Genomic DNA, 15,924 nt, shown 5'->3' with positions numbered 1-15,924 from the left:
AATAAAGCCAAAAAAAATAAGCTCCAAACTGGAGCTTATTGATTATAGGAATAACTGTATGATTATGCAAGTTTTACATTCACAGCGTTTAGTCCTTTTGGTCCTTTTTGCACTTCAAAAGTAACTTTATCATTCTCGCGAATGTTTCTGCTAACTAAACCTGTTGAGTGTACAAAGATGTCGTCTCCTCCTGCTGATGGAGAAATAAATCCGAAACCTTTTGTTTCGTTGAAAAATTTTACTGTGCCTTCTTGCATTGTAATGGTATTAAAAATTGTTGTTGATATTTATCTATTTGATAAGTTGAATATTGATGGCGGAATAACCTTTCGGCGATCTCTCTTTTTCGAAAGAGACTTTGTTTCCTTTTTTTACTGGCTGTGCGCAGTTGTTGCTATGGAAGAAAACATTTTCTTTGTTGTTATCTTCTGTGATGAATCCGTAACCTTTTTCACTTAAGAACGTCACGATTCCTTTTTTCACTAATTCTTCTGCTTCTATCGGCGCTGCACCAAGCTGGATGTTGTCCAGATCCACTTCCAATCTCTCCTCTGGAGGTGTAGAAGTCAATCTTCCGTAGGCATCTACATACATGAACTCAGACTCTTTGCCTTTGTCATTGTTGGTTTTGCGCTCTTCACGACGAATAGCTTTTTCTTTTTGTTTTGCGATTTTTTTCTTAAAATTTTCTTTTTTGGAGAAAGAATCTGCCATAAATTATTTTAGTATTTGATTATTTAATTAATGTAATAATTGAATGTTTCTAACTTGGATTTACCTTAATTAGAGTTTCTAATTTAATAATAAAGGTCAGCAAATTATTTTAATTCTAAAAATTAAAATTTAAAAATTTGGTACTGAAAGCGAAAACTGAGAGAGAGAAATTGGGTATTCTTAACTGTAGCAGAAAAAGCAAGGGCAGAGACCTGTTTTATAAATTATAATGCAAATATACAACAAATTTATCAAACATTCATCTTTTTAAATAATTGATTTTCAAATTAATATTATATCGAAATATTTTTAAAAAATTATTAATAAAAAAAAGACCTCAAAACAAGTTGCTTTGAGGTCTTCCTACTTTATTCGAAAAGATTATGCAAACGCCATCCAATCGCTGTTTCCAAGATCTTCCAATGCGCTGATGTTTTGGTGGTGATGCAAAGATGCAAGCAAAGTTACAATCTCCTGTCTTACCATTTCGATAGAGTTATCCGTCAATTGCTGGCTAAAACCATCGTTATTAAGTTCTAATAAATCATTTACCGTTACAACTCTTGCAATCACTTTTCCAAGATCTATCATTTTTCTCTGAGAAATTGGGCTTCCAATTGCGAAATCAAATTCTTTTTTATAAAGCTTTGAAGCGTTGACAGTCAATTCATTGATTGCAAGATATTCTCCCAGATTATCCGTTTTTTTCTTCTTCATATCTTTCAAAATCCCTTCAGAAATCTGCGTGTAAAGCATTTCATTAGAACCTTCGAAAATCTGGAAAGGACGGCTGTCCATAATTCCACGTCCACCGATGTGGCTCAATCGGTAGCCTTTTCCGCCGGAAAGCTGAACCAACATCTGCGCCGCTTCCTGCATCATATCTGTTACTAAAGCTTTCATACTGTTGGCATGAATACCGCTTCCCGAAACATCGTTATCAATCCCGCTCACTTTGCAACTCTTCGCACACATTGCAGAACAAAGCGTGAAAAATGACTGCATCTTTGCCAATTGAAACTGAACCTGATCCAAAGAAAAAAGGTTGGAATTACCTACGATTCGCTCTTTGCAATGCGTCGTAGCCTCGTCCATCATTCTTTTCAGGAATCCCATTCCCATTCCCGGAAATTGGAATCTGCTTCTGTGCAGAACGTCTAACATTAGTTTTAATCCTGTAGACTCTGGAATTAATTTGTTCTGTTCCGGAACTTTGATATCAACTTTGTTAAGACCGTAAGGAATCATATACAATCCCGCGTTGTCGTAATATTCTGTAACTTCTATATTTTGATTCGGCTGATGGGTGTCCGCAATGAAGAAATCAACATCTCTGGCAAGATTGCCTTCAGCATTCATATTTCTGGAAGTGATTAGCCAATAATTCGCCAATCCTGTAAGACCTTGCCAATGCTTTGTTCCTTTCACATGATATTCATTATCAATCAATTGATTTTGAGTTCTCATATTCAAAGCATCGCTACCGTAGTCTGGTTCTGTAATCATCAAACCGCCCATTGCGCCGTAATCCAGAAAATGTTTGAAAATATCTCCTTTTATGATTTCGTTTCCATATTTAGCCAATGGCTCTAGGAAAAGTGCAATATTGATCCCAAAGGTCAAAGACAAAGGCAAAGACTGATAAGATGCAGCGGACAGGATTCCCAAACATTCTTTCACCTTCACGCCTCTCCCTCCAAACTCTGTAGGAATAGCAACAGATAACGGCTTCAAATTGAAAATCTCTTTCCAGACATTAGCCGGCAAACCTCGCGAAAGGCTAAGCTGATCTATATTTTCTTTCTGAAAAAGAGCTGACAACGAGGTCTTGAAGCGGTTTAGAAACTCCGTGTAGGAATCTGTAGGTAAATCCAATGCTAGTGCATTCATAATAGTTTGAGAGATAAAAAAACGCTGCAAGCCATTATTGCAACAAAAAAATAATGTGAAACGAATGGCAATTGAACTATACAATAATTCAGCAGCTTCACAATTATAAATAATAAAACAAAGGTAATATAATTAATTGGATCCTACTATTTTGATTAACTTATGTTAATCTTTCTGATTTAAAATTAATCTATTTTTCTTTATTTTACAATCTACAAATGCTTTTGAAACATTGGTTTTTTAATTTTTCAGGAATTCATGTGATACGCCACTTTCTCTTCCAAATCCTCCAAATTAAAAGGTTTTGCAACGAAATCATCTGCGCTGGCTTTTTGTGCGAGCATCTCGATATCATTGTTCGCGGTAACATAGATGACAGGAATGTGTTTAAAATCTTCGTGATTCTTGAGTAATCTTGTTGCTTCTACACCTCCGATATTGGGAATCCAATTGTCCATCAAAATTACATCTGGTTGAAATTCTGTCACTTTTTGGATAATATCGTGCGATGTTTCTGAGATCTCTACCTTGTATCCATTTTCCTCGAAAATAATGCTGATGACTTCCAGAATGCTTTTATCATCATCAAATATTAATAGCTTTTTCATTTTATAGTTAGTTTCTTGTTTTATATTTTTTTATAATTGATTAATGCAATCTGCCAGTTTTTTCGGCAAAATCAACAAATCAAAATCCACTTCTTCAGTCGCACGCCTTGGCATATAATCTACCTCCGCCGTTTCCGGATCCTGGATCCAGACTTTTCCATTATTCTTTTTGATATACTGCAAACCTTCTACTCCATCCGCATTGGCGCCGGAAAGAAGAACTCCTACAAGGCTTTCTCCAAACATTTCTGCAGCAGATTTGAAAGTCACATCTATAGAAGGCCTCGAGTAATTCATCTTTTCCGAACCATCCAGAGAAACCGTATTTTTACTCTCAAACAAGAGATGATAATCCGCCGGGACGATGTAAATTCTGTTGCTCAAGATCTCCGTTTTATCCTCAATTTCCTCCACTTTCATTTTTGTGAATTGTTGTAACAAAGTGGGAAGAATACTTGTAGAATATGCTTTTCTATGAACCACGATTAGGATTGGAAATTTCAGATTTTCGTTCAGATTTTTAATCAATTCCATAATGACCTGAAGACTTCCAGCGGAGCCTCCAATGACAATTAATTCGGTCGGATTGATTTCTGATGACATCGTTTCAAATCTTAATTATGATCAACTTTTTTCCAAATTTTCTGATCGCCAATCTGATGATAAAACTTCTCTAAATTTGAAAATCTCAATGTTTCTTTTGTCCCGAGAGCCAAATATCCTAAGTTTTCCAAACTCGCATCAAACAGATTAAAAACCCTTTCCTGCAAAGACTTTTCAAAATAAATCAGCACATTGCGGCAAATGATCAATTGAAAACTGTTGAAAGAACTGTCTGCTACCAAGTTGTGCGTGGACAAAATCAGTTTTTCCTGCAGACTTTTATCAAATCTTACGCTGTCATAATTGGCGGTGTAATAATCGGAAAAATCCTTTTTTCCACCAGACAACATATAATTCTCCGAATAAATCTTCATTTGATGCATCGGGAAAACGCCTCCTCTTGCAGTTTCTAAAACAGAAGGATTGATGTCGGTTCCGTAAATCAGACATTTGTGATACAGATTCGCTTCCTTTAATAAAATTGCAATCGAGTAAGCTTCCTCGCCCGTAGAACAGCCAGCAACCCAGATTCTAATCAAGGGATAAGTTCCCAATTGTGGCAAAATCTCTTCTCTCAATTTTTTGAAAAATTGAGGATCACGAAACATTTCCGTCACGTTTACCGTAATTTCTTCGATGAAATGTTTGAGATAATCGGGATCATTAATGATGGTGTATCGCAATTCTGCAAAGCTCGTAAAACGATCTATGAGACAGATTCTGTTGACTCTGCGTTTGAAAGAAGCTCTGCTGTACAAAGAAAAATCGTATCCGTACAAGTCGTACACATCTTTGATCAGAAATTCGATTTCTTCGTCTTTTATGATACTTGGCTCTAACACCATTTTTCTATTGCAATTAATAATTGATCTACATCAATTGGTTTTTTCACATAATCCTGCGCGCCGGCATCCAGACATTTCTGCCGGTCTTCTTCCATTGCCTGCGCTGTGACGGCAATCACGGGAATATCTTGTACAGCTGGCATTTGACGAATGATTTTCACAGCTTCGTAACCGTCCATCTCTGGCATCATCATATCCATCAAAACCAATCCGATTTCCGAATCTTGTTCCAAAATTTGGATGGCTTCTTTTCCCGTTGTACTACTTACAATTTTGTAGCCACGCGCTTTCAAAGTTAGTTTCAGAGCAAATATATTTCGTGGATCATCGTCCACAATCAAAATTTTCTTTATCATAAAAATTCTATGATTTAACTTTCATACAACCAAACCCGAAGCAGAGACAGCAACTGATCTATATCCACAGGTTTTGTAATATAATCCGAAGCGCCTGCCTGTATGCATTTGTCACGATCTCCAATCATAGACTTTGCCGTCACCGCAATGATGGGAAGTCTTCTGAATTGTGGCATTTTTCTAATTTCTTGAATGGTTTCGTAGCCGTCCATCTCTGGCATCATCATATCCATCAAAACCACATCGATGTCGGGATTCAACTTGATTTGTTCTAATGCCTGTACGCCATCCATCGCCAATACGACTTCCACTTTGTATTTTTCCAAAGCTTTGGTTAATGAAAAAATATTGCGGACATCGTCATCTGTAATCAGGATTTTTTTCCCGCTGAGAACTTCCGTCAAAGAACCTAATGTTTTGTTTCTGATGGTTTCTACAGAACTGCTTTTTTCCTCTACCAAATGTAAAAACAAACCAACCTCATCCAAAATTCTTTGGTAAGAATGCGCCGTTTTCACAACTATAGAATCTGCATATTGTTTGATCTTCAATTCTTCTGAAGTAGAAAGATTTCTTTCGGTAAAAATAATGATCGGAAGATTTTCCAAACCTTCATAACTTTTAATCGATTCGATGATTTTGTAGGCATTTCTACGGTTGGGTCCGATGTCCAAAATCACGCAATCTACCTGATCTGTATTGAAAGCACGAACGCTGTCTTCCACATTGTCTTCCACAGAAAGTGAAATATTAAAATTGCTCAGGAAATACGACAATGCACTAGCGTGTTTCGCATTCTCTTCTACAATCAATACTTTCTGAGGTGATTTTTTAAGCGCATCTTCAATCTTTTTGAAAACGTCTGTCATCTGCTCCAGGGCCACAGGTTTATTAATGAAATCAATCGCACCTTTCATCAAACTTTCTTGTTTCACGTGAAGAGAAGACATCATATGAACTGGAATTGGTTTGGTTTGCGGATTACTTTTCAGCTCGTCCATCACTTGCCAGCCGTCTTTCACAGGAAGCTGTACATCTAGCAAAATTGCTGAAGGATGATATTCCAAAGCGGCAGACAAAGCCTCGTCGCCACGCACAACCACGATTCCTTTGTAACTATTGAGCCTAGCATATTTCAACAATGCTTTTGCAAAATTGGTATCATCCTCTATGATGAGAATCACTTTGTCATCTTGGGAAATATCGTTTCTGTCATCCTCCACTCCTGCCGGGATTTCCAAGGTTTTAGAATTTGACGCGGCAGAATCCTCATCTATGATATGTTTAATGACTTCCACATCTTCCAGAATCACCTCCACCAAATTCTGATCCGAATGACTGTTTGTAAATTTGAATTTCTCATTGATTGGAATAACCAAACTGAATTCGCTTCCTTCATTTACTTTGCTTTCAAGCTCAAGATGTCCACCTAATAATTTGGCAATTTCCCGACTGATCGACAATCCCAAACCGGTTCCGCCAAACTTGCGTTGCGTAGATCCGTCCGCTTGCTGGAAGGCTTCGAAGATGATTTTTTGTTTTTCTTCCGGAATTCCGATGCCGCTATCTTTAACCGAGAAAATGATGAAATCTTTATTTTTCGGATACTTTTTGATATTGAGTTCAACGCTTCCTTCTTTAGTAAATTTCAGCGCGTTGGACATCAGATTTCTAAGAACCTGATCCAATCGAAGGCGATCCGTTTCTATGGTTTTTTCGAGGTTTTCATCGATATTGATATTAAAATCGATGCCTTTTTCTTTGACCAAAGGATTGATAAGATTTTTCAAATCGTGAACCACTTCTGCAATCACAACATCCTGATATTCCAAAGACATTTTCCCGGATTCGATCTTGGCAAGATCTAGAATTTCATCAATCAAAGTCAATAGACTTGTTCCCGAACTTTGAATCACTTTTGCTGATTCTATCTGATCTTCGTTCAGATTTTCGTCCGGATTTTCCGCCATTAATCTTGATAATAGTAGAATTGAATTAAGCGGCGTTCGCAATTCGTGCGACATATTGGCCAGAAATTCGGATTTGTATTGTGTGCTGAGGGCTAGCTCTTCGGCTTTTCTTTGAATCTCAATATTTCGTTCTGCAATCAGTTGGTTTTTCTCTTCCAGCAATTTGGAACGTTCCTCCAGTTCTGTATTGGTTTGCATCAATTCTTCCTGTTGTACCTTCAGTTCTTCTTCGGAAGCTTGCAGTTTTTGGGTTTGTGCTTCCAGTTCGGTATTCAGATTTTCCAGTTCGGAGTGTTGAACTTGTAATTCCTCTGACTGCGCCTGAGTTTCCTCCAGCAAACGCTGTTCTTTTTCACGACCTCTTGCAGCACGGATGGCAATGGCTATATTTCTTACACTTTCGGTGAAATACTCGATTCTGTCTTCATCAAAATTATGATCCGAACTCAATTCCAAAACGCCTACAATCTGCAAATCCGACATTATCGGCAGCAACAAAATGGCATTGATTTTAATCTTGCTGCTTGCGAAACTTACGGCAAAATCTTTATCATCCAAATCATTGTAAGCTTTCGCTTTTTTGTTGAGAAACACTTGCCCTACCATTCCTTCGCCAGGTTCAAAAAACTGCTTCATATTGCTTTCCAAACCAATGGAACCCTGAAGTTTCAATGTTCCGTCTTCAATCAAATAAACTGCGCCATTGGTACAATTTCCATAATCAATCAATTGATTGAGTGAATCTTTCGTGACTTGTTTCACCGATTTGTTTCCAACCAACGCTTCATTCAGCAAAGCCAAACCTTTTTGTCGCCAATCACTTTTATTAATCTCATCAAAAGAAATCTTGAGAGACTCTGTCATATGATTGAGAGAATCTACCAAATCGCCCAAATCGCCGTCATAGACCTCTGTAATCTTCTGTCCATAATCGCCGTTTGAAACCCGATTTGCAACCTGCTGAATCATACTAAGACGTTGCGAAATTTCGAAATCTTTTTGTTTCAGTTCTTTCTCCAGTTTGTCTCTTCTGAGTAAATCATTTTTCAGTTTAATGTAAAAAAATGTGGTAACTGCAATGGCTGCCAAAGATGAAAAAATGATAAACCAAACCGTCGTACTGGAAGAGCTGTCCAGATCTTTGTTTTTCTTCTCCAATCCTACTTCTTCGGATTTTACAAAGTCCAGAACCAACGTACGACAAGTATCCATATACAGTTTGCTCTGCTCGATCTGATACTGAGTCATCTCAAAGCCACGCTTTTTGTTTTCTACAAACTGTTTTAGATTTTTGATATTGACTTCTACATTTTTCTCCAATTGCTTCAGTCTTGCCAATTGTTCCGGTTCTTTGATATCCAGAGATTTAGCATAATCCATAGATTTGGAATATTCTGCCAAACTCTTGTTGTACGGATCCAGAAAGCTTTCTCTACCCGTAAGTTGATAACCTCTGTTTCCTGTTTCTGCATCCAAAAGTGCGATGAGAACATCTTTGACTGCCGTGACCGAACGTCTGCTTTGCGAGACATTCTCTCGGTGTTGCATCTGATTTTTGATGCTCCAGTAGGATGCGACGGAACTTGCTATTAATATAAATAATGAAAATCCGATTCCGAACTGTAGATTTCTGATTACTTTTTTCGGCATAGAAAAATTAGTTTAATGGTAATGTAAAGTAAAATGTGGAACCTTCTTCCAATTTGCTGGATAATCCAATGGTTCCGTGGTGCTGCTTGATGATCTCTGAACAGATGTACAAACCGATTCCCATCCCTTGGAATTGAACAGACGATTCCTCGACACGGTAGAACTTGCGAAAAACAGAATCCTGCTTGAAATCTGGAATCCCGATTCCAAAATCCGTAACGCTTACTTTCACCTCCTCCTCATCTACAAAAGTGGTAACGATAATCTGGTGATTGTCCGGAGAATACTTGATTGCGTTGGTAAGAAAATTAATCAAAACCTGCTCTATGCGGATGGCATCAAAAGGAATCAAATGATCGATTTTAGCGATATGGCGGTCGATTTTGATATTGATATTTTCGTGGGTTTGTACGATGGTATCGATGGTGTTGTGGATGAGTTTTTCCAAATCCTCAGGTTTTTTGTTGATTCTGAGTTTCCCGTTATCGATTTTTGAGACATCCAGCAAATCACTAATAAGGCTGTTCAGTTTTTCGATTTGGTCTAATGCTTTGATAACGAATGTTCCTTCTTTGCTTTCTAAATTATTTTTGAGCTTACGATCCAAAAGCTGCATATAAGCTTTGATGCTGGTAAGCGGTGTTTTGAGTTCGTGACTGGCGATACTGAGGAACTCGTCTTTTTCTTTTTCGACTTTCTTCTGATCGTCAATATCTGTGAAAGTTCCGACCCAGTTTTTCACTTTTTCATTTTGATGCACGGGGGACATTCTCAGAAGATGGTAGCGGAACTCGCCGGAATTTAAATTTTTAATTCGGATTTCCAATTCCAAGGCTTTTCCCTTTTTCCTGCAACGTTCGAATTCTTCATTAATATCCAAATCATCGGGATGCGTTTCTGGGAATTTCTGTTCCAATGTGGAATAGTCAAACCATTTTCTATTCACAAAAGTCACTACACCATTTTGATCCAAGGTAAAGGCAATTTGGGGAAGCGCTTCCAACATCAAATGAAAATGATCGATCTCGGATCGCATAGAAACCTGTGCTTCTCTCCTGCCTTTGACTTCCAACTCTAGGCTTTGCTGAGATTTTTTGAGCGCAATGTTGTTTTCCTGAAGGTTGTAGAATGTTTTGACCTTCAGAAGAAGGATTTCGGGATCTATTGGTTTCGTAACGTAATCCATCCCACCAGAATCGTAACCTCGCGTGATAAATTGCTTCTCTGTGTTGACCGCAGATAAGAAAATAATGGGAATATCTTTGGTCTTGCTGTATCCCGTAAATGTTTCTGCGACTTCGAAACCATCCATTCCTGGCATCTGAACGTCTAGAATAATGAGTGCATAATCATTTTTGAGGGCTTTACCCAATGCTTCTTCGCCAGAACTGGCTGTATCTACAGGAAAATCTTTGGATTCCAGTAGTTTTTTGAGTGAATAGATGTTGTTCTGGTTATCATCGACAATTAAAATCATAACGGGTAAATAATCTGAATAAGAATTATGCTTTCCTCAGCTATCAAAACTACTCACAAATTTTTAAAAAACAGATTATTATTTTGACAATATCTATATGAAAAATGCAAATTACATTAAAACATCTGATTGATAATTATTTATAATTAAATTATCACAAATTAATATTGAGCAATTAATTTAATAAAAAATGATACCGAGAAATAGTTGAAAGTAAATTTAAATCAATAAAAAAAATTATTAGTTGGAATAAGCGGACTTGTTTTGGAAAACATTCAGACCTGTAATCCGATTATCAGAAGTATTGTAAACCACTTCTACAGAAAAGGACGACAATTCATAGAGCGAAAACCGAAGTTTATTCTTAATGGTTTCGTTCATCAAAAGACCTTGATTTACAACAATATCACGCTGAGACTGATCTGGTAAATTTTTAAAATCGTAGTAAGAAATATTCATAGCCTTAAATTTTAGAAATTAGAAATATTAATTTCTTTTTCACTAAGCAATTTCTTTACCAATAATGGATTATGACTAAATTAATGCAAGAAAATTAGTCAAATTAAAATCCTAAATAGAAAATTAATTTCCGAGAGAGATTTGATTGATGACAGGATTGGCGTACATCGCCAGAAAACTTTGTTTCACAGCAGAGCTGGAAGCATCTAGCCTCATCTCAAATCGTCTTATGAACAATTGTTTTTCTTCCCCTGTGTAATGATTTTCAAACTTATTGGTTTGGTGCATCAGATTGTAAGCGATATAATTGGTAGGCCACAATTTATAATTCTTAATGATGGATTGATCTATCAATTGAGCAATGGATTGAAGCAATTTGTTCTTATTTTCAGAAGGAGAATCCAGCAAATCCAGTTCCTCACCGAGAACAGAACCCGCGTGCAGATGAATTCTTTTTTTCTGCCCCAAAACACCACTTAGCATTGTGTTGAAATCTTCATTTTTACTTTTCACGTATTGCTCATTTCGGGATTGCGCCATCAATTGTGGCATTTTCAGCATATCGGTAGGATCGTACTCGTACGAAATGGAAAGTGGAACAATTTTAAGATTTTTGAAAAAATCAATCAAAGGTTCGTTGTCGGCTGCCATTGCCAGCATTTTCAAAAGACCTTGCTGTGTGGCATCATTTCCATCTTTCGTACGACCTTCGCGCTGCGCCATCCAGACGGAACGGTTTTCCTTCTGCAGAAGCGTCACAATATATTCCGACAAAAGTCTGGAACTTCCCAGCTGCTCACGGATAGAGAGACTTCTTTCTACCAAAAAATTACGGTTGAGCTTTGCCAAAATATGCAAAAAATCCTTCTTCACAAGATTGTCGCCAATCGCAGAAGACGTCATTACAAATCCACCTTCCAACAAAACCAAATTCAACAGAGATGTGTCCAAAATAATATCTCTGTGGTTGGAAATAAAAAGATAAGACGCATTTTTATCCAGCTTTTCAAAACCGGAAAAAGAGAGACCTTCTGAACTTTTTTCCAAAATCTGACGAACCGTCTGCGCAATAATTTGAGTTTGAAAATCTCTGATGGAATGGATTTCCTTAAACTTATCTATCCAAAAATCCTCCTTTCTGCCAGGAAAAGTAAATTGCATCATCGCCTTCATCATAGGATGTTTGGCGATACTTTTCAAAGCATCATTTACTTCTTCATCTTCAAAAGGTCTGATTGCATCAAACTTGGACATATCTGGATTTTAAATTAGAATTTGCAAAAAAACAAAAATTAATTGAACACAGCTTATGATTTTATCTATTAAAAATTATTTTTTGCATCATAAATAATTATGTTTCAGTTTTTTTGATTTGAAAAAGAAGCACACTTTTACATATTTCCAGAAAAAAAATTGTTTACAATGGCATTTTTTTCTTCTCAAAAAACTTAACTTGCATAGACTATACACCAAGAAAATGATCCAAGAAAAACTTCTGCTATCCTATGGCGCCGAATATGAAAAATTTAAAAAAGGCGATATTATTTTCGACGAGGGCGACACCCCAAAAAATTATTACCAAATCCTGACCGGAAGAGTGAAACTAAACCATTACAACGAAGAAGGAAAAGAATTGATTCTTGCTATTTTGGAACCAGGACTGAGCGTTTGCGAGCTTCTCCTTTTCATTGATAAAAAATACCCTGTGAATGCTGTAGTGATAGAAGAAAGCACGGTTCTGAAACTTTCGAAAGCGAGCTTCATCCAAATGCTGGACGACCATCCGAATGTTTCGAGAGACATCAACAAGTTCCTTTCGGAAAGGCTATATCACAAATTTGTAATGTTGGAAAACAATTCATCCTTACTGCCAGAAGTGCGGATAAAAGGTGTCCTGGATTATCACAAAAGCTTCAGTCCGGATCAAACTTCTTACTCATACAAAATCCCACTCACCAGACAACAGCTGGCTGCCATCACAGGATTGCGCGTGGAAACTGTCATTAGAACCATCAAAAGTCTTGAAAAGCAGGAAGTTCTAAGAATCATTGATCGAAATATTCATTACTAATCTAACGTAATTCTTGATTTTGAGGAAGAATTGATTTCACGAAGACAGTAATTTGGGCGTGACTTCAAAACTTTTGAGAGTTAGACGTGTTGAAAAATTATACTTGAAAAAATCATACAAATGACAAAAGCTAAAGCTGTGTCTCTATTGAAGAAAATTTCCATTATCGGAATTATCATTTTCTTTTCTAGCTTTTTGCAGTTCTATTGGGCAATGGGACATCTTTCAGAAAGTATGTCTAGCGCTTGTTTGGAATGTTGGTTTTTGGAAGATGTCTTCATGATATCAATTATAAGTGCGATTTTTCTTGCCATTATTTTTGCCATTTTACCTTCGGGAATGAATAGGATTTTCAAAATTGGAATTCAATTTTTGCTTTTGATTTCTATATGGTTCTTCTGGGATTACAGCATTTTCGTCGAGAGAGAATCTTCTTGGAGTACTTTTCTTTTTGACGAAGAAATCTATTACGTTCTTCATTATTCCGCTTTGCCCATCTTGGTTTTGGCTTCAGTTGCTATATTTTTAAATCAGACAAAGATTATTGATTCCAAATAAAGTCGCTTCTTTTTTAAAGAAAATAATACACAAAAAAACCACCGCAAAACTGCAGTGGTTTTTATTTTGAAATTTAAAGATGATATTAATTCTTTATAAACTTACTTGTTTCAACACCTTGGTCTGTGAAGATTTGAATAAAATAAGTTCCTTGAGAAAGTCTCTGAACATCCATTGTTCTTTCTCCATTCATAGTCTTTTCCGTTATTTTCTTTCCATCTATAGAGATTACCACCACTTTATTAATTTTATCTTGTCCTGCAAAGTTTAAAACATCTTTCACAGGATTTGGATAGATTCTGATTGCCTTTGTACGCGCATCCGCCGTTGCCATCACTGGACCACAGTTTTCGTTGTAGTTGGCTGTAACGTCTTTTTGCCAATTTGAATAAGAGTTTGATAATATCGGATTATCTACTTGGATACAAGTCAAAAGTGGATTACCAGTCGCATACATATGAATTAGTCCTGCATTATTATCATTTTTCACATTAAGACTAGTAAGAAGTTCGTTATTGATAACCGAGATACCAAACAATTCTGTATTATTACTTACATCAATACTTGTCAACTTGTTATCATCCAAAATTAGAGCCTGCAGCTCGGTATTGTTGGATACATCTATACTCGTTAATTGATTATTAGGCAAGATTAAGTTTTTCAAAACTTTATTTTGACTGATGTTTATTGTCGTCAAATCTTGACTTTGTGCATCTAATCCAATAATATTTACAAACGCTTCGATTCCTGTAAGATCGGATACACGGCTATTGATACGACTCGGAATGTTATCACTCAGTCTAATCTCTCCTCCGTAAGATCTTGCTTCTGAATAAGAAATTTCATTATCTCCATCGGTATTAATATCAGAATGACTTATCAGATAAGCCTTGAAATTTGCATCTGGAATATAAACTGGCGGGTTGCAATTTTCGCTGTAGCTTGCAGTCACATCTTTTTTCCAAGCGCCAGATTCTGTATAACTGTTTGCCATATCAAGATCATCTACCTGTATGCAAGATAATTCCGGATTATTCAGCACATTCATTATCATTAATATGTTATTGCTTCCGTTTTTCAGGTTTACATCAGTTAAATTATTTTGATCTGCAATCAGGGTTTCGAGTTTGATATTTTTACTAATATCCAGAGTCGTCAATGCATTGTTTTGAACATCCAACTTGATGATATTTTCAAAAGCTTCTAGTCCTTTCAGGTTTGCAATGTTTTTATTAGAAACCTCTATTGCTCCTGTAAAAGCTCCAGCTTCTGCATAGGAAATCTCGCTGTCCGAATCCGTATTGATTTGAGAATCAGCAACCAAATGAGCCTTTAAATTAACATCCGGAATGTAAACCGGGAAGCCACAATTTTCACTATAACTCGCCACAGCATCTTTTGTCCAATTTGTTTTAGAATTAGCCAAATCAAGATCATCTACTTGGATACAGAATAAGTTGGGATTATTTTCTGCATTCACGTATTGAAGTTTATCATTTTTCCCATTTTTAAGATTAAGAGTTAGTAAAGCATTATTATTACAATATACTTCTCGCAACATCTTATTTGCACTTACATCTAAAACCGACAATTGATTAGTATCAAAATTACAACCTTCCAAGGCTAAATTTTTCGATAAATCTATCGTTGTTAATTTATTGTTATAAACAGAAAAATACTTGAGATTCAAATTTTTGTCCAAATTGAGGTTTGTCAATTGATTATCTTCTAACTCCAAATCAACCAACAATGGGTTATTGCTCAAATCCAGCTCCGTTAGATTGTTATCACTGAGATACAAGAATTGCAAATTTTTGTTTTTACTGATATCGATATTTGCAAACTGATTAGAACTTGCATCTAATTCCGTGAGAAAAACATTATGAGAAAGATCCAAATTTGTCAACTGGCCACTATACAAGTAAAGTTCTCGCAAGTTAATATTAGCACTTAAATCTAAGGCTGTCAATTGGGAGCTAGTAAACCGTAACAAAGTCAATTTTACATTAGAACTTAAGTCAACATTTGATACTGGATTGTTTGAGGAAAGGAAACCTGTAATATTGACAAATGCTTCTAAGCCTGTCAAATCTGAAATATTCTTATGATATAAATCAATTGTATCAGCGTAAGCAATAGCTTCTGAAAAAGAAATTTCGCCATCTCCATCGGTATTAATCTGAGAATTACTTACCAAATAGTCTTTAAAATTAACATCTGGAATATTGACGTAGCAGCTTTCATAGTAACTTGCTGTTCCATCTTTCAGCCAATTGGTATTCGAGTTTGCAAAAGCAATATCATCTACTTGGATACAATATAAATTGGGATTATCCAATACATTCAACATTGACAATTGTGCATTATGTCCATTTTTCAAATTTAGTTCTATCAGAAGATTTTGATTAGCCTTTAAGCTTTCCAACGCTATGTTATTTCTAATATCCAAACTTGCAAGTTGATTGTTATGAACATCTAATTGTTTGATATTTACAAATGCTTCTACACCTCTTAAGTTCGCAATATTTTTACCAGAACAATTGATTATTGATTATCAGTATTTTATAAAAATCAAGACAGTATCATTCTATTGCTAAAACCTGATATTATATAAATGAAATAGTTTCCAAAAACGTAGTTACTCATATTTTGATTGAAATAAAATAGTAACTCATTCTGATAAATAACTTTGTTTTCGGCAAAATATCTTTATTTTGTATTTT

At 36.1% G+C, this 15,924-nt stretch carries 14 protein-coding genes; 2 read left to right on the top strand and 12 right to left on the bottom strand.

Going from position 1 to position 15,924, the window contains the following annotated elements; genetic code table 11:
* Positions 1 to 62 precede the first annotated feature (62 nt).
* The 11 genes from B0I22_RS03400 to B0I22_RS03350 form a co-directional block, all read right to left on the bottom strand.
* The gene (locus B0I22_RS03400; RefSeq protein WP_133943253.1) at positions 63 to 257 is read right to left on the bottom strand and encodes a cold-shock protein; all 195 of its coding nucleotides are present in this window, start codon (positions 255 to 257) and stop codon (positions 63 to 65) included.
* 34 nt (positions 258 to 291) lie between these two features.
* On the bottom strand, positions 292 to 714 hold the full coding sequence (locus B0I22_RS03395; protein ID WP_133943252.1) for a cold-shock protein: 423 nt from the start codon (positions 712 to 714) through the stop codon (positions 292 to 294).
* 381 nt (positions 715 to 1,095) lie between these two features.
* Complete coding sequence (locus B0I22_RS03390; protein ID WP_133943251.1) at positions 1,096 to 2,604, bottom strand: acyl-CoA dehydrogenase family protein; 1,509 nt, start codon at positions 2,602 to 2,604, stop codon at positions 1,096 to 1,098.
* A gap of 248 nt (positions 2,605 to 2,852) precedes the next feature.
* Complete coding sequence (locus B0I22_RS03385; protein WP_133943250.1) at positions 2,853 to 3,212, bottom strand: response regulator; 360 nt, start codon at positions 3,210 to 3,212, stop codon at positions 2,853 to 2,855.
* 30 nt (positions 3,213 to 3,242) lie between these two features.
* Entirely contained in the window at positions 3,243 to 3,815 is a 573-nt protein-coding gene (locus B0I22_RS03380; protein WP_133943249.1) for a chemotaxis protein CheB, read from the bottom strand.
* Between the two features lie 11 nt (positions 3,816 to 3,826).
* Entirely contained in the window at positions 3,827 to 4,660 is an 834-nt protein-coding gene (locus B0I22_RS03375; RefSeq protein ID WP_221411211.1) for a CheR family methyltransferase, read from the bottom strand.
* On the bottom strand, positions 4,651 to 5,016 hold the full coding sequence (locus B0I22_RS03370) for a response regulator (protein ID WP_185145334.1): 366 nt from the start codon (positions 5,014 to 5,016) through the stop codon (positions 4,651 to 4,653). The genes B0I22_RS03375 and B0I22_RS03370 overlap by 10 nt, the downstream gene beginning before the upstream one ends.
* Positions 5,017 to 5,030: 14 nt before the next feature.
* Positions 5,031 to 8,636: a hybrid sensor histidine kinase/response regulator gene (locus B0I22_RS03365; RefSeq protein ID WP_133943247.1), complete on the bottom strand. Its 3,606-nt coding sequence runs from the start codon at positions 8,634 to 8,636 to the stop codon at positions 5,031 to 5,033.
* A gap of 7 nt (positions 8,637 to 8,643) precedes the next feature.
* On the bottom strand, positions 8,644 to 10,113 hold the full coding sequence (locus tag B0I22_RS03360; RefSeq protein ID WP_133943246.1) for a hybrid sensor histidine kinase/response regulator: 1,470 nt from the start codon (positions 10,111 to 10,113) through the stop codon (positions 8,644 to 8,646).
* A gap of 240 nt (positions 10,114 to 10,353) precedes the next feature.
* Entirely contained in the window at positions 10,354 to 10,572 is a 219-nt protein-coding gene (locus tag B0I22_RS03355) for a hypothetical protein (protein ID WP_133943245.1), read from the bottom strand.
* Between the two features lie 123 nt (positions 10,573 to 10,695).
* On the bottom strand, positions 10,696 to 11,826 hold the full coding sequence (locus B0I22_RS03350) for a 1-acyl-sn-glycerol-3-phosphate acyltransferase (RefSeq protein WP_133943244.1): 1,131 nt from the start codon (positions 11,824 to 11,826) through the stop codon (positions 10,696 to 10,698).
* A 223-nt stretch (positions 11,827 to 12,049) separates the two neighbouring features.
* On the opposite strand from B0I22_RS03350, the gene B0I22_RS03345 reads away from it, so the two are divergent.
* Entirely contained in the window at positions 12,050 to 12,643 is a 594-nt protein-coding gene (locus tag B0I22_RS03345) for a Crp/Fnr family transcriptional regulator (RefSeq protein WP_166668170.1), read from the top strand.
* A gap of 120 nt (positions 12,644 to 12,763) precedes the next feature.
* Positions 12,764 to 13,201: a hypothetical protein gene (locus B0I22_RS03340; RefSeq protein ID WP_133943242.1), complete on the top strand. Its 438-nt coding sequence runs from the start codon at positions 12,764 to 12,766 to the stop codon at positions 13,199 to 13,201.
* An 85-nt stretch (positions 13,202 to 13,286) separates the two neighbouring features.
* On the opposite strand, the gene B0I22_RS03335 is transcribed toward B0I22_RS03340, so the two are convergent.
* Positions 13,287 to 15,626 (bottom strand): T9SS type A sorting domain-containing protein, encoded by a 2,340-nt coding sequence (locus tag B0I22_RS03335; protein WP_166668169.1) that lies wholly within the window; start codon positions 15,624 to 15,626, stop codon positions 13,287 to 13,289.
* Between the last annotated feature and the right edge of the window lie 298 nt (positions 15,627 to 15,924).

Source organism: Epilithonimonas xixisoli (genome assembly GCF_004365655.1).
In the GTDB taxonomy this organism is placed as follows: Bacteria; Bacteroidota; Bacteroidia; order Flavobacteriales; family Weeksellaceae; genus Epilithonimonas; species Epilithonimonas xixisoli.
Note: the sequence above shows the minus strand (reverse complement) of the source record. Positions and strands in the feature narration are given on the sequence as shown.